The sequence below is a fragment of the Micromonospora sp. KC606 genome (assembly GCF_004348675.1).
Classification (GTDB): Bacteria; Actinomycetota; Actinomycetes; order Mycobacteriales; family Micromonosporaceae; genus Micromonospora.
In genome coordinates this window covers 36,048-53,229 of record NZ_SMKN01000006.1, presented here as the reverse complement: position 1 = coordinate 53,229, position 17,182 = coordinate 36,048, and the positions used below count along the sequence as shown (strand labels likewise).

The window sequence follows — 17,182 nt, the reverse complement described above, 5'->3', positions numbered from 1 at the left end:
GTGCCCGGACCAGAGCGGGCGGAGTCTGGCTGCCCTAACCTTGTCAGTGCGAGGGGAGTACTTCCCACGAGCCATGCCGGTCAGTACGGCGCACCCGGAGTGCGCCTCGGGTGGTTGCCCACGACACGTGGGTGAAGGAGACCTCGAACAATGTGACAGGTGTTCGAGGAGGACTCATGCCCGAACTGTCGTCTGCCGCTGCCGGCCCGGGGTCGGTGGGTACGCCGTCGCTCTGGGCGGTGACCATCGCCGGTGTGATCGCCCTGCTGGTGCTCGACTTCGCGGTCACCCGCCGCCCGCACGAGGTGTCGCTGAAAGAGGCGCTGGGCTGGTCGGCCTTCTACGTGGCGCTGCCGCTGACCTTCGGCGCCTGGGTCTGGTTCGAGTTCGGCTCGGAACGGGGCTTCGACTACCTCACCGGTTATCTGGTCGAGAAGTCGCTGTCGGTCGACAACCTCTTCGTCTTCATGCTGCTGCTGGCCGCCTTCGCGGTGCCGAGCGTGCTCGCCCAGCGGGTGCTGCTGTTCGGGATCACCGGCGCGCTGGTGCTGCGTGGCGTCTTCATCGCCCTGGGCCACGCGGCGTTGCAGACCCTCGACTTCGCCTTCCTGATCTTCGCGTTGATCCTGCTGTTCACCGCGGCCAAGCTGCTGCGCGACGCGGTCACCGGGCGCGAGCAGACGGTGGACATCGGCGGCATGCGCTCGGTGCGCCTGCTGCGTCGCGTCATGCCGGTGGTCCACGAGTACCACGGCACGAAGATGGTCGTGCGGGTCGACGGTCGACGGACGCTCACCCCGCTGGCGCTCGTGGTGGTCGCGATCCTCGCCACCGACGTGGTCTTCGCCATCGACTCGGTGCCCGCCGTCTACGGCATCACCGAGGACCCGTACCTCGTCTTCGCCACCAACGCCTTCGCGCTGCTCGGCCTGCGGGCGCTGTACTTCGTGCTGCACGCGGCGCTGAGCCGGCTGGTGCACCTCAGCTACGGCCTGGCCGTCATCCTGGCCTTCATCGGCGTCAAGCTCGGCCTGCACTGGGCGCACGGCATCTGGTCCGGGGTGCCGGAGATCCCCACCGAGGTCTCACTCCTGGTCATCGTCGGTGTCCTGGTCACCGTCACGATCACCAGCCTGCGCGCGACCCGTAACGCGGCGCCGGGCTCGACGGAGGTCGTCACCGAACGGCAGTAGAAGCGTGACGGCCCCGGCCACTATTCGTCCGGTGCCTGGTTGCCCCTGTTCTGGATGGCGCGGATGGCATCGACCACGGGCGCGGGCGTCGCCTCGCCCGTCACCCGCTGCCCGGCGGCGTGGAGCGCGTGCCATCCGAGTTTGTCGGTGAGCTGCGCAAGGTTCCACGGCGCAGGCCCCGTGGCGGAATGGGGGAAAGACGGAAACAGCGCGGCACAGCGGATCGTCCATTCCAGTGCGGTGATCGGATTGCCCCGCTGGGTCACCGAACGGCTCGCCAGCGGTCATGGATCGTCGATACCACCGTTCGAGCGCCGCCACAATCCCACACCGCGCGCGGTCCGCAGACGGGGCCTGTCGCCGCAGGTGGCGGCCGATGCCCAGGAGCGGGCTGTTGCCGTGGCCGGGCCGACCAGACGCAACGGGGCTCGGGTGGCCCAACCAAGATTCGGACCTTCGCGAGCCCCGTTGCGGGATCAGCGTGTCATCAGGCGGCGGTCGTCGCGAGGACGGCACGCCCACACATGCCCTACACCGGCTGCAGTTGCCACTGCTGGCAGTTGCTGTTCATCCGGCTCCACTGGCGTACGTCGGCCCCGTCCGCGGTGCCGCAGTTGGCCACCTCGGCGACCTTGCCGCTGTTGAGGTTCACCAGCCGCACCCAGCCGCCCTGATCGGCGACGACCGGACGGAACTTCTGGCAGTTGTTGTTCGACCACGACCATTGTTGGATGTTGGCGCCGTCGGCGGAGCCGCAGGCGTTGACGTCGAGCACCTTGCCGCTGCCGACGTTGACCAGCCGGCTGTTGTCGTCGCCCAGATCCTCGAACCGCCACCGCTGGTTCGTGCCGTTGTGGCAGGTCCACTGGATGACGTCCGCGCCGTCGGCCGTGCCGCCGCCCGAGACGTCCAGGCACTTGCCGCTGTTGCGGTTGACGATCCGGTACGCCGTCGGGGTGGTCGCCGTCTCGCCGGCTGGCCCGTTCAGGCTCACTCCGGTCGCCACCGGCGTGCCCAGGTTCGGCGTGCCGTCCGCGTTCCAGGTGAACTTCTGCGCCCGGGTGGTGCGCCCGTTGCCACAACCACCGTTGGAGGAGGAGTTGGCGTGGTAGACGATCCAGCTCTCCGTGCCGTCCGGCGAGGTGAAGAAGCCGTTGTGGCCGGGCCCGTACACGCGGTTCGCGTCGTTGCGCTGGAAGATCGGGTTGGCTGTCTTGGTCCACGATGAGGCCGACAGCGGATCGCCACCGGCGTAGGTCAGCATGCCCAGTTTGTAGTCGGGGGTTTGGCACTGGCTGGCGGAGAAGACGATGAACGTCCTACCGTCGCGCTGCAGCGCCACCGGACCCTCGTTGACCGGGTCGCTGGACCGCTCCCAGGCGTGGGTGGGGCGCGAGATGATGCTGAACGTGTTGCTCGCGAGCGTGTACGGGTTGCTCATCGGCGCGATCACCAGGCTCTGCGCACTGCCGCCGATGAACCCGCTACCGAGCAGGTAGAGCGAGCCGTTGAGCCGCATCGGACTGGCGTCGATCAGCCAGCCGGGTCCGGGGGTGAGGTTCGAGCCGGCGAGCATGTTCTTGTGGGTGTACGGCCCCATCGGGTCCGTACCGGCGCTCTCCAGAACGTGGGTGCGCTGCGTGTCGCAGCAGGCGGCGCCGACCCGGGCGCCGGAGTAGTACAGGTACCACCGGTTGTCGATGAAGTGGAGCTCAGGGGCCCAGAAGTTCGTCCCGCGTGAGGACGTGGTGTCCTCCCAGACCTGCACGCTCGGCGCGGTCGCCAGGCCAGCCAGGGTGGGCGACCTACGCATCAGCAGCTTGTTGGTGAACGTCGTCGTGATCAGGTAGTAGCTGCCCTCGTGCCACACCACCCACGGGTCGGCCCCTTTCTGCGATTTGATCGGGTTGGTGTACGGCTGGCCTGGCGCGGCGAACGCCTGCTGCGCGGCGGATGCCGGCTGGCCCGGCGCGGCGAACGCCGGCTGGGCGGCGGAGGCCGGCTGCGCGACGCCGACGGCCAGCGCCATGAACAGCGTCGTCACCGCGGCGAGCCAGACCCGAGAGCGGGTTCGGGACATGTCAGGCCCTTTCGGTAGGGGTCAATCAACCTCAATATTGGCGGCCATAACTGTTATCGTTCACACTAAAGGCGATCCCGTCCCGGGTTCAAGCTCGCAACCGTCCCACCCTCGCCACAACCGCCGCCAGCGATGAGCCGCGCCGAACAAGCGGTCGCGACCCGCCTCCTCCGCTTGACCACAGCGTTGGTCGGAGCCGGCGGCGGACCCGGCCACCCTCAGCCGCGTCCGCCGTCCAGGCCATCCCTGCGATCGTGGATGGACGGCAGGTGCCGCCGCGACCAGTAGCCCCAGGCAGCCGACCACACGGCATGCCCCGGGCCGACCATCGCGATGGCCGGCCCGGGTTGCTCTCGTTATTCGCGGATCACCTGGGCTCGAAGGCCCAGACCGTGCTGGCGTCGGTAGCTGGCGTGTTCCATCTCACCTCACGGGCCGATGTTCCTTACATGTGTTCACGGCCCGAGAGCGTTCCCATCGCTTACGTGAACACCCTCGTGAGAGCTTGAACGTCAGGCGGAGGCCACAGCGACGTCGAGGCGGTCGATGTTGGCTAGTCCGGCTGTCGTGGTCGGATCCAGTCGGATGGTATTGGTACCGGCGTTCAGCGGAACCGCCAGAGACTTGGTGGTCCAGCCTGTCCACGTGCTGGTGGACTCGAACGAGACCGTCGACAGCGTGGTTCCATTGACGATCAGGTTCGCCGGCCGTGCGCTGGCCGTGCCGTTGGCGAACCGAATCCCGACCGTGGCCGGGCCGGCCGCGGACGCGTTCACCGTGAACTGGGCGTAGGCGCCGACAGCGCCGTTGCCGTTGCAGAACCCGGAGCCGGAGAAGCCAGCGTGGTTGGAGTCGACTGTGCCCTGGCACACGGCGGGCGCGGTTTCCGCCTCGTACCGCTGTTGGCCTGGGCCGCTGCCGACGGCGCTCATGATGGCATCGATAATGCTCTGCTGGGTCACCGTGGCAGAGCTCCGGTTGAACAGCCCGAACCCGTAGCGCCCATTTACGCCGTTATCCCAGTAAGCGGTGGCTGCTCCGTACTTCTTGGCAGTGGCCACCAGGGTACGCGCGAAGTCCGCACGATACCTGTTGTTCGATGAGTCGAACGACGTCTTGTCGATCGAACCGTACTCACCGACGAATACCGGATACCCTCGCAAGACGAAGGTGTCGTACATCTTCTTCAACTGCTCGTCCAGATAGTCTTCCTGCCCCCAGGTCGACCTCTTTGACGGATTGGTCGCGGCCCGCCCCCATTGCGTGATGGTGCCGTCCTCCGTTCCCGTGAAGTCCCACGGGTCGTAGTAATGGACGGAGATCATGATCCGCCGCTCATTGCCGGGAATGGAGGGAGATCGGTACTGGTCCGTCGGAAGCACGAATCCGTAGTTGCCGGCGGTGTATTCGATGTTTGTGTTCCACCCGGGGACGAGCAGCCATCTTGAACTGTTGTTTCCGCCAGTTCTTCTCACGGTGTCCACGAAGATCTGGTTGTAGGCGTTGATGTTCGAGTAGCACGGTTGGGTCGGACGACCGTACTGCCCGTCGAAGTTCTCGTTCATGGACTCGAAGATCAGGCGCTCGTTGTAACTCTGGAACCTGGTCGCGATCTGTTGCCAGACCTTCTGATACTTGTCCCTGATCGTCGCCTGAGAGGACGAGTCGCAGATCAGCCAGGAGCCGGAGACAGTTTTGTAGCCGTCTCCATGCATGTTGATCAGCACGTACAGGCCTCGGTTGTAGGCGTAGTTGACGACTTCCTGGATTCTGTTCAACCAGGAAGAATTAATCGTGTAATTCGGGCCGGAACCTATGTGCCCCAGGTAGGAGACCGGGATACGGATCGTTTTGAATCCCGCCGCCTTCACCCTGTCGACAAGAGCCTGCGTCACGACCGGGTTGTTCCATGCCGTTTCACTGGGAACTCCGTTGACGTTGGCTTCCAGCGAGTTTCCCAGGTTCCAGCCCGCACCCATGTCGGCAACAAGCTGCGAAGCGTTCAGCTGAGCCGAGACGTCGGCCGATGCCGGACTCGTCACGCCGGATACAGATCCGGCGAACGCCAACATAGCGGCAAGGAAAGTGAGCCCGACCTTCCTCACTTCTGAACCCATAGGTATCTCCTCTCTTCCAGCCCTAAGGCGTTGGAGCAACTAGATTCACTTGGCTGATCACGCATGTGTCGACACTGCCCGATCGTGTGCTGCCGTTCCGGGCGAACGAGAACACCTCCCGACGAAGCTCCGCGAGTCAGCAGCGTTGGCGTACGAGCTGATCCTCATCGCGGCCGGTTGGTCGGCCCACATCCCAGTCGCCATGGAAGTTGCCGAGATGATTGGTTACGGGACCGCCCCTGCCGCACACGTCGCCGTGGACGGTGCAGCCACCTTTGGACCAACCGACCCTCATCCGTCGCACGACCGCCGAAGCGCGGCATACGCGGGGCCGGCGCTCAGTGTGGCCACCGGCGCAGCCGCGACCAGCGGCAGCAGCGACAGCTGAACGGTGGCTCGGAATATTGCGTCGCAGCGCCTTTCTGTCCGAGGCCGATGTCTGCCGACCGCGTGCGGGCATGCGAAGGAGACGGTCGACGGGTCTGGCCGATCGTTACACTGAGTTGCCGAAGCGCTTCGACAATGTCCCCCCGAGCGTTTCTCGGAGATGAGGTTCAGGGGTGACTGAATCATAGACATCAATGCATTGGGTAACAAGGGATGGTCGACCTTCACCGCCGTGCTCGACGGGCTGACGAGGGACGGCGGTGGCCGACTCATCGTGGTTGGCCCGGCGTCCGGCGCAGAACCACGTCCGGGGTGGCGCTGGTGGCGAGCCCGCCGCAGGAGTACCGCCTCCTCCACCCGGGGCATGCGGCCGGGGCGGACACGTCGCCTGCTGCGGCCACCGGGCTGGATTGGCTGGTCGCGTCACCCCGGCCGGCGACTTCGACCACGCCGGCGCACGCACCGGCCGGTACCGTACGGCCGCAGCCTCCTGCTGGTCGCTGGCCGAGCTGCGCGGCCCCGACCGCGACAGGCGCGGCCCCGACCGCGACAGGCGACTCCCGCCTGCGTTCGCGGCTGAAAGCCGCCAGCAGTCGCCCGTCGATCGCTGTTGGCTCAACGAATGCCGACTCATTCCATTTCGACCACCACCGCGCATCAGGCCGTCAGCAGATCGCCTCTCCTCGGTTGGTCGGCCGTGGTCTCGGTGGCATTGGGCATCTTCGTCATCGTCACCGCCGAGATCCTGCCGATCGGCCTGTTGACCTCGATCGGGTCCACGTTCGGCGTCTCTGACGGTGTCGCTGGTCTGACGATGACCATGCCGGGCGTGCTGGCGGCCGTGTCGGCGCCGACCGTCACTGTGGCCGTCGGCCGGCTCGACCGGCGGATGTTGCTGTGCGGGCTGATCCTGCTGCTGGCCGTGGCGAACATCGTCGCTGCCACCGCGACGTCCTACCCCGTGATGGTGGCGTCCCGGGCACTCGTCGGCGTCGTGATCGGTGGCTTCTGGTCGATCGGCGCGGGCCTCGCCCCACGGCTGGTGCGACGCGAACGCGTCGGTGTGGCAACCGCGGTGATCTTTTCGGCCGTACCGCTGGGATCGGTCCTCGGCGTTCCGGCCGGAACCTTCATCGCCCAGTTCGGTGGCTGGCGCACCGCATTCATCGTGCTCGGCGCGCTCACCGTGGTCGTGCTGCTGGCGCTGGTCGCGGTGCTACCGCCGCTGCCCGCCGCCCAACCGGTCCGGCTCGCCGCGTTGGTAGATCTGGTGCGTAGTCGCACCGGCCGCGCCGCACTGATCCTGACGGTCCTCACCGTGACCGCGCACTTCGGCACGTACACCTACGTGACCCCGTTCCTGCAGCACGTAACCGGCGTCGGCTCGGTCACCCCGTTCCTGCTCGTCTACGGCATCGCCGGCGTCGTGGGCAACTTCATCGCCGGCGCGACCGTGCGGCTTCACCTGCGAGCCACCCTGATTGCCAGCACCGTCGCGCTCGCCTGCGCCACCGGGCTGCTGCCCGCGCTCGGCACCGCAACGATCGGAGCGGTTGTACTGCTCGCCGTATGGGGCCTCGCCTACGGGGCCGTGCCAGTCTGCTCGCAGTCCTGGTTCGCGGCGTCGACCACTTGCCCGACCGAGGCCGCGTCCGTGCTGTTCACGTCGTCGTTCCAGGCCACCATCGCGCTCGGGGCGGTGCTCGGCGGCGTCGTGGTCGACGCGACGTCACCGTCGGTGCTCATGGTGTACGGCTCGATCCCCGCCCTGCTCGTCGCGCTGGTCGCGGCGAGGCCATCCAGCCTTGCCGAACCCGTGCGCGCGGTTGCGGTAGACAGGCGACCACCGTGGCGGTGAGTTCTCGATCCGAGACGCCCTGGCGGAATCGGCTCCTTGTCGGCGAACAGGAGCGTCGCTACATTCCTAGCTGTTGATGATTCACAGCGTCGAGGCGAGGTGCAGGTGCGGCCATCCGTGACGAGGTATCGGACGATACTGATGGACACCGAGCGATGGGACCACGTACCGTTTCGTGCCGGAGATATCGTGATTTCCACACCACCGAAATGCGGCACGACGTGGACGCAAATGATCTGCGCTCTGCTGATTTTCCAGACGACCGAACTTCCCCGCCCCCTGGACGCCATCTCACCCTGGCCGGACGCTCTGACCCATCGCCTCGACGATGTGTTGGCCGACCTGGAAAAACAGCCGCATCGGCGCTTCATGAAGACCCACACACCCCTGGACGGCCTGCCCTTCGATGACCGGGTCACCTACATCTGCGTGGCCCGCGACCCGCGAGACGTCGCGATCTCCTGGGACAACCACATCGACAACGCCGATCTCGATGTGGCCATGGCCATGCGTGCGGCCGCGGTGGGGATGGACGACCTTGACCCGTCGACGCCCACCGGCTTGCCGGAGCGGTCGGAGTCCGCGCGCGACCGGTTCTGGTCGTGGATCGACAACGACGGAACGCTGGTCGGTCTTTCGGCGCTGTGCCATCACCTGTCCACATTCTGGCAGGTGAGGGACGAGCCGAATGTCCTGTTGCTCCACTACGGCGAGATGAAGACCGATCTGGAAGGGCAGATGCGCGGGCTCGCGGCGCGCCTCGGCATCGAAATCCCCGAGCAGCGGTGGCCGGAACTGCTGAACGCCGCGAGCTTCGAGGCGATGCGCGCCCGGGCGCACGACCTGGCGCCGGAGCTTCCCCTGTGGCGCGATCCGCACCGCTTCTTCCATCGAGGCACCAGCGGCCAGTGGCGCGACCTGCTCGACCAGGACGACCTGCGACGCTACGAAACGCGCGTCCGCGAACTTTTCGCACCGGACCTGGCCGAGTGGGTCCATCGCGGGTCGGTTGTCACCTGAGGCGTCGCCCCGCCATCCGACCGCAGCCCTCGCCGGACGATCTGGGCCGCGGCGCACGCCCGGGCCGCGCGTCGCACCCCTCCCACCGAGGCGGTAGCTGCGGCAACCGCCGTAAGCTCAGGGCTCTCCGCGTCTGGCGAGCCACGGGCCCGTGGCCGAGCACGGCCGGACTAACTTCCGTTCGTCCACTGTCTCGTGGTAGCGGTTCGGCTGATGCCGTGGAGAAGGGTGCGGACGACGCCGCTGGTGAAAGTTGAGTCGGTGGGCAGTCCGCGAAACACTGCACGCTGCCAGATGAGGTCACCTTCGAAACTGCCGGTGTCGGGCACGGTGATCTTGAGAGCGCGGGCCTCGATGAGGGCCTCGGCGACGAGCGCCGCCTTGGACGGCCACCAGCGGTACCTCGCCGGTGGCTTCAACTGCCAGACGATGCCCGACGTCGTGCGCGCCATCGCCGGGCACGACCCGATCGCTGCCCTGCGCGCGTACCCGGGAATGGTGTGGCTCGTCAACGGCGACCGTGACCCGTTCCGCGCGGCCGAGCCGACCTTCCTTGCCGCGTGCCGGGACGGCCGGGTCGTCCGCCTGCCCAGGGCCGGCCACATCACCGCGCTCGCGAACCCGGACCGCCTCGCCAGGTTGCTGGAAGACGCGGCCCTCGAAATCGAGGCGCGGAATGGTCGGGTTGGCTACCTAAATCCACAGGACAGGGCGCCAGGACGATGACGAGCTTGCCAGTCAACACGTGGCCAGGTGGCCGCTGTAGGCACAGTGGTCGGCCTGCCCGGGCGCTTGTCTGGCGGCGGGTGGATCAGCTTCTCGCGACTCCTTAGCGATGACCCACGGCGTCGCTGGCCGCACGGCGTTGCGCTGGTACGTGTGTGTGCTCAGCGATGCGGATCGTGTCGGGCAGGGATAGGACCCTGGCATTGCCCGAGGCGTCGACGCTCGCTGTGACGTCGATGCCTGCGATCCGTAGGCCGCCCGCGGTGATCGCGCCAAGGGGGACGCCGGGGCGCAGCGTGACGTGGCCCGCGGGCACGTCGGGGTAGAGGCCCAGCGCGGATTGGAGGATGGCCACGGCGGCGGCGGCCGACCACGCCTGGGGCCGGCAGGCCGCCGGGTACGGCATGGGCCGGCTCACCTCGGCGCGGTCGTCGCCGCTGTGCAGTTCGGGCATCTGGTAGTCGAAGGCCTCGCCGGCGGCCAGCATGCCGTCGGCCAGGCGCGCGGCGGCGGCCCCGAACCCGGTTTTTGCCAGCCCGGCGATCGCGATGGCAGTGTCGTGCGCCCAGATCGACCCGCAGTGGTAGGACAGCGGGCTGTATCCGGCGTCCTGTGCCGACATGGTGCGCAACCCGTACCCGCTCGACATGGCCGGGGAGGACAGCGCCTCGGCCACGGCTGCGGACTCCTGTGCGGACAGCAGGCCGGTGCCGAGGAGATGTCCGATGTTGCTGGTCAGCGCGTCGACCGGACGGCCGTGGCCGTCGACGGCCAGCGCCGGATATGGCCCCTGTGGGCCGTCTACCCAGAACTGGGCGCGGAACCGCACGGCGAGCCGCTCGGCGTACTCGCGCCACCGCTCGCCGCCCGGCCGGTCGAACGCGTCCAGCAGCGCGGCGCCGTGCACGGCGGCCTGGTATGCGTAACCCTGCACCTCGGCCAGCGCGATCGGCGGCTCGGCGCGGCGGCCGTCGCGGAAGCGCACCGCGTCGCCGGAGTCCTTCCATCCCTGGTTGGCCAGCCCGCGACCGGTCGTGTCGATGTAGCGCAGGAAGCCGGTGTGGCCGGCGAGCCAGTTGAGCGCCGCCTCCAGGGAGGGCAGCAGCGCGGCCACCTCGTCAGCCGGCATGCCCCACCGCCAGGCGTCGTGCAGCAGGCTCACCCAGAGGGCAGTGGCGTCCACCGTGCCGTAGTACGCGGCGGGCAGGGCGAGGTCGTCCCCGTCACTCTCGACGCGGAACTCGCCCCGGCGCTGCTCGTGCATGATCTTGCCGGGGGCCTCGCCCGAGCGGTCGTCGACCCGCCGTCCCTGCCGGCGAGCGAGCACCCGCAACGTACCCGCGGCCAGGTCGGTGCCGATGGGTAGCAGCATGCGGGCGGCCCAGATGCTGTCGCGGCCGAAGAGCGTGAGAAACCATGGCACGCCGGCACCGAGGAAGGTGTCTTCACCGTCGGTCAGCCTCAGCGTCGACAGGTCGTCGAGGGACTGGTCCAGCAGGCGTACGAGGCGGTGGTCGTCGGCGGTCACCTCGGGGCGGGACCACTCGACCGGCCCGCTCGGCGCGGCGACGACGGCCCGGAAATCGTGGATCCGTAGCTGCCAGTGCAGTGTGGCGCTGCCGCGTGTGGGCAGGTCCACGGTCCACCGCAGACCGGTTTCGACGATGGTGCCATCGCCGGTCACCGTCACGGTGGTGCCAGCCGCGGTCCACGTCAGTCCGTTAAGGGGCGGTAGCAGCGCGGCCGAGTCGCCGGACTTCACCACCTCGATCGGCACCAGGTCGCAGGCGACGTCCAGGGTGACCGTGGCGCGGACCGGCACGTCGGCTGTCGACGTGATCACGATTTTCTCGTCCATCCCGCCGGGAATCACCCGCCGGAGCCGGTCGATCCGCACGGTCGGGTCCGGCGTGGGGTCGCCGAGCCACCGTGCGAGGGAGACGAAGCGGCTGGCGCCGGGTCCCGCCGGCGTGTACCCGATGGGCTCGGGCTCCCGGCCGTCGACCAACAGGACCGCCCGCGCGAGCACACGGGCATCGGCGTGGAAAACGCCCTGAACGCCCCCGGCGCCGATTTGCCCGTCCGCCGCGCTGAGCGCGGTCGTCGGCGCCGACGTCGTCGTGACAAGGTCGTGCAGCAGCGGTTGAAGGCGCCGTTGCGGTATCGACGGCTGCGATGCTGACGATTGCGGCGCGACGCTCTCAACGTTTGGCGGATTGGGCACGGTGGGGGCTCCTGCTGGTCTGACCGGCGCGGTCCCGCGGCCTTCGGTGAAGAAAGTCACCTCTTGACAGTCGGCGCCGGAGGGGGGCACAGTGTCGAAACAATCACACAACTTGAACGATCCAATCATCGCACGAGCGACTTTGAACGTTCAAGACCTCGGAAGGTAGTAAAAGTTGTAATGGCTGACAACGTGACGATCATTACGGTGGCCCGCCGTGCGCAGGTGTCCCGGCAGACCGTCTCGAACGTCCTGAACACCCCTCATCTGGTCCGCGAAGAAACCAGGGAGCGGGTACGCCGGGCGATCGAGGAGCTCGGCTACCGGGCCAACCAGGCGGCGCGTCAGGTGCGCACCGGCCGGTCGCAGACGTTGGCCGTGCGAATCGAGCCCACCCGCGACGGCATCAACAGCCTGGTGCTCGACCGTTTCCTGCACGGGTTGACCGTCGCGGCCGCCTCGGTCGGCTACCGCGTGATGCTCTACGCGGCGGCCGACGACGACGCCGAGGTCGCCACCTACGCCGACCTGCTCGCGGCGTACGACCTGGACGCCTTCGTGCTGACCGACACGCACCACGGCGACATTCGCACGTCATGGCTGGCCGAGCGGGGCGTGCCGTTCGTGACGTTCGGCCGGCCGTGGGGCGCACCTGAGAGCCATCCGTGGGTGGATGTGGACGGCGCCGCCGGCACCGCGGCAGCCACGCGGCGGCTGCTGGACATCGGCCACGAGCGGATCGGATTCCTCGGGTGGCCGCCCGGCAACGCGGTGGGCGATGACCGCCGTGCCGGCTGGGCCAGCACCGTCGGGCCGGAATTCGCCGATTTATCGCGTTTCACCGCAGACGACGTAGCCGAGGGCGAGGCCGCCGCCCGCGACCTCCTCTCGATACCGGATGCGCCCACCGCGCTCGTGTGCGCCAGTGACTCGCTGGCCGCGGGAGCGTTCGCCGCCACACGCGGGACCGGCGTCGCCGTCATCGGCTTCGACGACACCCCCGTTGCAGGCGTACTGGGCCTCACCAGCGTCGCGCAGCCGCTCACCGAGGCCGCGGCCCGGTGCATGGACCTTCTCACCGGCGTGCTCGACGGGGGCATCACGCCGGAGCCCGTACTCCTCCAACCCACCCTCGTAATCCGCGAATCAGCATAAGGAGAGACCGAAAATGATACGTAGAACAGCCCTCGCCGCCGTGGCGGCCGGTGCGCTGCTTGCTTCCACGGCCTGCGGCGGCGGCTTCGACGACTCCGCGGACGCGGGTCAGCAGACCGGGCCCGCCTCCCTGCAGATCCTCATCGCCTCGTCCGGGCAGGCCGAGACCAAGGCCGTGCAGGACGCCGCCGCGGACTGGGCCAGTTCCTCCGGCAACACCGCGACCGTGACACCGGCGCAGGACATCGCTCAGCAGCTCGGCCAGGCGTTCGCCGGCGACAGCGCACCCGACGTGTTCTACGTCGACGCCTTCCGGTTCGCCGACTACGCCAAGGTCGGGGCACTGGAGCCGTACGGCGACAAGCTCAGCAACCCGGACGACTTCTACCAGAGCCTGCGCACCCCGTTCACCTACGACGGGAAGTTCTACTGCGCGCCCAAGGACTTCTCCACCCTCGCCCTGCAGATCAACACCGACCTGTGGACCAAGGCGGGCCTGAGCGACGGCGACGTGCCGACCACCTGGGACCAGCTCACCGCAGTCTCCCAGAAGATCAAGTCGGCAGGCATCGTGCCGCTCGCGCTCGGTGACACCCGCGACCGGATCGGCGCGTTCATGGTGCAGGCCGGTGGCTGGATCATCAGCCCGGACGGCAAGCAGGCCACCGCCGACACCCCGGAGAACCTCCAGGCGCTGCAGTACGTCCAGAGCCTGCTCAAGCAGGGGCTGGCCCAGTACCCCAAGCAGCTCGACGCGGGTTGGTCCGGCGAGGCGTTCGGCAAGGGCAAGACGGCGATGACCATCGAGGGCAACTGGATCAAGGGAGCGTTGCAGGCCGACTACCCGAACATCAAGTACACGGTGCACCCGCTGCCCGCCGGTCCCAAGGCACAGGGCACGCTGTCGTTCACGCAATGCTGGGGCATCTCGGCCAAGAGCAGGTACAAGGACCAGGCGATCAAGTTCGTCGAGGCCATGACCACCGTGGACCAGCAGATGACGGCCGCCAAGGCGTTCGGCGTCATGCCGTCCCGGCAGTCCGCCAGCGCCCAGTACATCCAACTGTTCCCCGCCGACAAGCCGTTCATCGACGGAGCCGCGTACGCCCACGGCCCAGTCAACGCACCCAAGATGGACAGCGTCCTGGGCGACTTCGACACCGGCCTGCAGGGCCTCGCCAACGGCGACCCCAAGGCGCTGCTGGCGCGGGTGCAGAAGAACACCGAGTCGGTCCTCGGCCAGTGAGCAGTCGCAGTGCCGTCAGGGGCGGCGAAGGACGAGCCGGCTTGCTCTTCGTCGCCCCGGTCGTGCTGATCCTCGGGGTGTTCCTGCTGCTACCGATCCTGATGGCCCTGTGGGTCAGCCTGACCGGCTGGAACGGCCAGGGCAGCCCGTTCACCGGCGACGTCCCGTTCGTCGGGACGGACAACTACACCCGGCTCTTCACGGAGGACGGGCTGGCCCGCCAGGACTTCATGACGAGCATCCGCAACAACCTGTACTTCGTCCTGCTCGTCGTACCGGCGCAGACCGCGCTCGCGCTCGCCCTCGCGCTCGTGATCGACAAGCGGATGCTCAAGGGGAAGGTGTTCTTCCGGACCGCGTTCTATTTCCCCTCGGTCACCAGCTCGGTGGCGATCAGCGTGGTCTTCCTCTTCATGTTCGCCAACTCCGGTGCCGTCAACAGCCTGCTCGGCGCCTTCGGCATCGATGGTCCGCAATGGTTCGCCGACTCCCGCGGCGTGGTGCACGTGCTGCTCGGCGCGGTCGGCGTGGACACCGCGCCAGCCGCCCACGACAGCGTAGGCCCGTTCGGGCTGACCTGGTGGGATTGGCTGTCCGGGCCGAGCGTGGCCATGTGCGCCATCATCGCGCTGGTCATCTGGACCACGTCGGGGACCTTCATGCTGATGTTCCTCGCCGCCCTGCAGAACCTGCCGAAGCAACTGGACGAAGCGAGCCTGATCGACGGCGCGAACCGGTGGCAGCACCTGCGCTACGTCACGCTGCCCCAGCTGCGTCCGACCTTCTTCCTCGTCCTCACGCTCGGGCTGATCGGCACCTGGCAGGTCTTCGACCAGATCTACGTGATGAGCCAGGGCAACCCGGCCAAGACCACGCTGACGCCGGCCTTCCTGTCATACCGCACGGCTTTCCGGGAGTTCGAGTACGGCTCCGGCGCCGCGATCTCGTTCGTCCTGTTTTTGATCATCGTGGCGATGACGCTGTTCCAGCGCTGGATCCTGCGGGAAAGGAGGCCCTCATGAGACCTCGCGCGCTGGTGAACACCTTCGTCGGGTACGCGATCCTGGTCTTTTTCGCGCTGGTCTTCCTGTATCCCTTCGTGATCCAGATCGGCAACTCGTTCAAGACCGAGTCCGACGCGGCGGCCAGTCCGCTCTCACCGATACCCGATTCCGTCTCGCTGGACGGGTTCGAGCGGATCTTCGAGGGCACCAGCTTCCCGATCTGGCTGGGCAACTCCGTCCTGGTAGCCGTGGTGATCACCGCAGGGCGGGTGCTCCTCGACTCGATGGCCGGCTACGCACTGGCCCGCCTGCGCTTCCCCGGCCGGCAGGCCATCTTCGCCAGCATCATCGCCCTGCTGGCCGTGCCCGGCGTGGTGCTGCTCATCCCGAAATTCCTGGTGCTCAACCAACTCGGCATCTATGACAGCTACACCGCGCTGATCCTACCGCTCATCGCGGACGCGGCCGGCGTGTTCATCATGAAGCAGTTCTTCGAATCGGTGCCCGTCAGCATCGAGGAGGCGGCGCGAATCGACGGGGCCGGCGTTTTCCGCAGGTACTGGTCGGTCGTGCTGCCGATGGCCCGACCGGCCCTGATCACGCTCACGATCCTGTCGTTCCAGGGCTCCTGGAACGAGTTCACACACACCCTCGTCGCCGTGCAGAACCCGAACCTCTTCACGCTCCCGCGCGGTCTCGCCGACCTGGTCAGCGGCTCGCTCGGGTCCGGCACGCAGTATCCGCTCAAGCTCGGCGCGGCGCTGCTCGCCACGATCCCCGTAGCGATCATCTTCGTGGTGTTCCAACGCTACTTCGTCCGAGGCGCGACGGAGGGAGCCGACAAAGGCTAGAGCGGTGCGCAGGCGGTGCCGGGGAAGAACAAGGCGGCTTGCGGCATTTCGTGGCTTCCGCCGCGCCGGAGACCGAGATCTGCCGCGACCGTGGATGAATCCGGCCCGGCCGCGCCTCACCGGCACCGGTTCCCCCTCCCCCGGCTGATTGTCACCCAGATCGTCCGGCTCGCTGGTGTGCCCGACCGGCAGCGGGGAAGTCACCCGGCGGACAGCCGGCCCCACGAGGAGGAACCGGACGACCTGAGACCGGTGGCAGCACCCATCGCACAGGCATTCGGCACCTGTGCCGGCCCAGGAAGGGAGCGCCTTGTGCCCCGCTCACTGTCCGAGCAGGTCGTGGTCGTCACCGGCGCGTCGTCCGGGGTCGGGCGGGAGACCGCGCTGCTGCTGGCCGAGCAGCACGCCACGGTGGTGCTGGCCGCCCGGAACGCCCCGGCGCTGCACACACTGCACGACGAGGTGACACGCCTCGGTGGCACCGCCCTGGTGTGCCCGACCGACGTCGCCGAGTGGGAGCAGGTGCGCCGCCTCGCCACCACGGCCGTCGGTCGGTTCGGGCGGATCGACACCTGGGTCAACTGTGCGGCCACCTCCCTCTACGGCCGGGTCCACCAGCTGGCGCCCGAGGAGATCACCCGGGCCATCCAGGTGACCCTGCTCGGGCAGGTGTACGGGATGAGAGCCGCCCTCGACCAGATGCGTGCCCAGGGCGAGGGCGGCATCGTCAACGTGGCCAGCGCCCTGTCGGTGCAGGCGGTGCCGCTCCAGGCGGCGTACGTGGCCGCCAAGCACGGCGTCCTCGGCTTCGCCGAGTCGCTGCGCCTGGAGCTGCGCCACGACGGCAGCCCGATCACCGTCAGCACGCTGCTGCCGTCGTCGATCAACACCCCACTGTTCCAGCACGCCCGGTCGAGACTCGGGGTGCTGCCACAACCGATACCGCCGGTCTATCAACCTCGGGTGGTCGCCGAGGCGGTGCTGCACGCCATCGCCCACCCGCAGCCTCGGGTGGTGGTCGGCGGCGGCGCGAAACTGCTCGAGCTGGTGCACCGGGCCGCACCCCGCCTGGCCGGCACCATCCTGCTCACCGCCGGCAGGATCGTGGACAAACAGCACTCCGACCGCCCCGACGACGGTGCCGACAACCTGTTCACCGCGAGTGTCGGCCCCGGCAGCACCGACGGCGCGTTCGGGCAGCGCGCCAAGTCCACCAGCCTCTACACGACCCTCCTCGAACACCACCCCCACCGTCTGCGTGCCCTGGCGGCCGGTGCCGCGCTGCTCGCCGTGGCCGCCCTGCGGCGTCGAGGGCGGTGAC

13 protein-coding genes are annotated in these 17,182 nt (G+C 68.1%); 9 read left to right on the top strand and 4 right to left on the bottom strand.

Going from position 1 to position 17,182, the window contains the following annotated elements; all coding sequences use genetic code 11:
- The first annotated feature begins 176 nt into the window (after nucleotides 1-176).
- On the top strand, nucleotides 177-1,193 hold the full coding sequence (locus E1193_RS02820; protein WP_132179906.1) for a TerC/Alx family metal homeostasis membrane protein: 1,017 nt from the start codon (nucleotides 177-179) through the stop codon (nucleotides 1,191-1,193).
- 20 nt (nucleotides 1,194-1,213) lie between these two features.
- Here the strand turns inward: E1193_RS02820 and E1193_RS02815 are convergent, their stop codons facing one another.
- The 3 genes from E1193_RS02815 to E1193_RS02805 all read right to left on the bottom strand — a co-directional run bounded on the left by E1193_RS02815 (nucleotide 1,214) and on the right by E1193_RS02805 (nucleotide 5,390).
- Nucleotides 1,214-1,459 (bottom strand): hypothetical protein, encoded by a 246-nt coding sequence (locus tag E1193_RS02815; RefSeq protein WP_132179904.1) that lies wholly within the window; start codon nucleotides 1,457-1,459, stop codon nucleotides 1,214-1,216.
- Nucleotides 1,460-1,722: 263 nt separating this feature from the next.
- Nucleotides 1,723-3,273: a family 43 glycosylhydrolase gene (locus E1193_RS02810; RefSeq protein ID WP_207922529.1), complete on the bottom strand. Its 1,551-nt coding sequence runs from the start codon at nucleotides 3,271-3,273 to the stop codon at nucleotides 1,723-1,725.
- A 512-nt stretch (nucleotides 3,274-3,785) separates the two neighbouring features.
- A complete protein-coding gene (locus E1193_RS02805) occupies nucleotides 3,786-5,390 on the bottom strand; it encodes a cellulase family glycosylhydrolase (protein WP_132179902.1) in 1,605 nt (534 codons plus the stop codon).
- A gap of 1,084 nt (nucleotides 5,391-6,474) precedes the next feature.
- On the opposite strand from E1193_RS02805, the gene E1193_RS02795 reads away from it, so the two are divergent.
- The 3 genes from E1193_RS02795 to E1193_RS31690 all read left to right on the top strand — a co-directional run bounded on the left by E1193_RS02795 (nucleotide 6,475) and on the right by E1193_RS31690 (nucleotide 9,381).
- Entirely contained in the window at nucleotides 6,475-7,635 is a 1,161-nt protein-coding gene (locus tag E1193_RS02795) for an MFS transporter (protein ID WP_243707246.1), read from the top strand.
- A gap of 141 nt (nucleotides 7,636-7,776) precedes the next feature.
- Nucleotides 7,777-8,655: a sulfotransferase domain-containing protein gene (locus E1193_RS02790; protein WP_132179898.1), complete on the top strand. Its 879-nt coding sequence runs from the start codon at nucleotides 7,777-7,779 to the stop codon at nucleotides 8,653-8,655.
- Nucleotides 8,656-8,973: 318 nt separating this feature from the next.
- Complete coding sequence (locus tag E1193_RS31690) at nucleotides 8,974-9,381, top strand: hypothetical protein (protein WP_207922528.1); 408 nt, start codon at nucleotides 8,974-8,976, stop codon at nucleotides 9,379-9,381.
- 103 nt (nucleotides 9,382-9,484) lie between these two features.
- Here the strand turns inward: E1193_RS31690 and E1193_RS02775 are convergent, their stop codons facing one another.
- Nucleotides 9,485-11,605 carry a glycogen debranching N-terminal domain-containing protein gene (locus E1193_RS02775; protein ID WP_243707245.1) on the bottom strand — a complete coding sequence of 707 codons (2,121 nt, stop codon included), beginning with the start codon at nucleotides 11,603-11,605 and terminating at the stop codon, nucleotides 9,485-9,487.
- 63 nt (nucleotides 11,606-11,668) lie between these two features.
- Between E1193_RS02775 and E1193_RS02770 the strand changes: the two genes are divergently transcribed.
- From E1193_RS02770 to E1193_RS02750, 5 genes are all read left to right on the top strand, one after another.
- Entirely contained in the window at nucleotides 11,669-12,760 is a 1,092-nt protein-coding gene (locus tag E1193_RS02770) for a substrate-binding domain-containing protein (RefSeq protein WP_243707244.1), read from the top strand.
- Nucleotides 12,761-12,773: 13 nt separating this feature from the next.
- A complete protein-coding gene (locus E1193_RS02765; RefSeq protein ID WP_132179892.1) occupies nucleotides 12,774-14,006 on the top strand; it encodes an extracellular solute-binding protein in 1,233 nt (410 codons plus the stop codon).
- A 41-nt stretch (nucleotides 14,007-14,047) separates the two neighbouring features.
- Complete coding sequence (locus E1193_RS02760) at nucleotides 14,048-15,028, top strand: sugar ABC transporter permease (RefSeq protein WP_243707243.1); 981 nt, start codon at nucleotides 14,048-14,050, stop codon at nucleotides 15,026-15,028.
- Complete coding sequence (locus E1193_RS02755; RefSeq protein ID WP_132179890.1) at nucleotides 15,025-15,861, top strand: carbohydrate ABC transporter permease; 837 nt, start codon at nucleotides 15,025-15,027, stop codon at nucleotides 15,859-15,861. The genes E1193_RS02760 and E1193_RS02755 overlap by 4 nt, the downstream gene beginning before the upstream one ends.
- 312 nt (nucleotides 15,862-16,173) lie before the next feature.
- Nucleotides 16,174-17,181, top strand: a complete 1,008-nt coding sequence (locus tag E1193_RS02750; protein ID WP_132179888.1) for an SDR family oxidoreductase — start codon at nucleotides 16,174-16,176, stop codon at nucleotides 17,179-17,181.
- The last annotated feature ends 1 nt before the right edge of the window (nucleotide 17,182 follow it).

What these genes read in the sequence shown, in the direction of transcription:
- E1193_RS02820 (WP_132179906.1), top strand. Translation starts at nt 177, where the DNA reads ATGCCCGAACTGTCGTCTGCCGCTGCCGGCCCGGGGTCGGTGGGTACG.
- E1193_RS02810 (WP_207922529.1), bottom strand. Translation starts at nt 3,273, where the DNA reads ATGTCCCGAACCCGCTCTCGGGTCTGGCTCGCCGCGGTGACGACGCTG.
- E1193_RS02805 (WP_132179902.1), bottom strand. Translation starts at nt 5,390, where the DNA reads ATGGGTTCAGAAGTGAGGAAGGTCGGGCTCACTTTCCTTGCCGCTATG.
- E1193_RS02790 (WP_132179898.1), top strand. Translation starts at nt 7,777, where the DNA reads ATGGACACCGAGCGATGGGACCACGTACCGTTTCGTGCCGGAGATATC.
- E1193_RS02765 (WP_132179892.1), top strand. Translation starts at nt 12,774, where the DNA reads ATGATACGTAGAACAGCCCTCGCCGCCGTGGCGGCCGGTGCGCTGCTT.
- E1193_RS02755 (WP_132179890.1), top strand. Translation starts at nt 15,025, where the DNA reads ATGAGACCTCGCGCGCTGGTGAACACCTTCGTCGGGTACGCGATCCTG.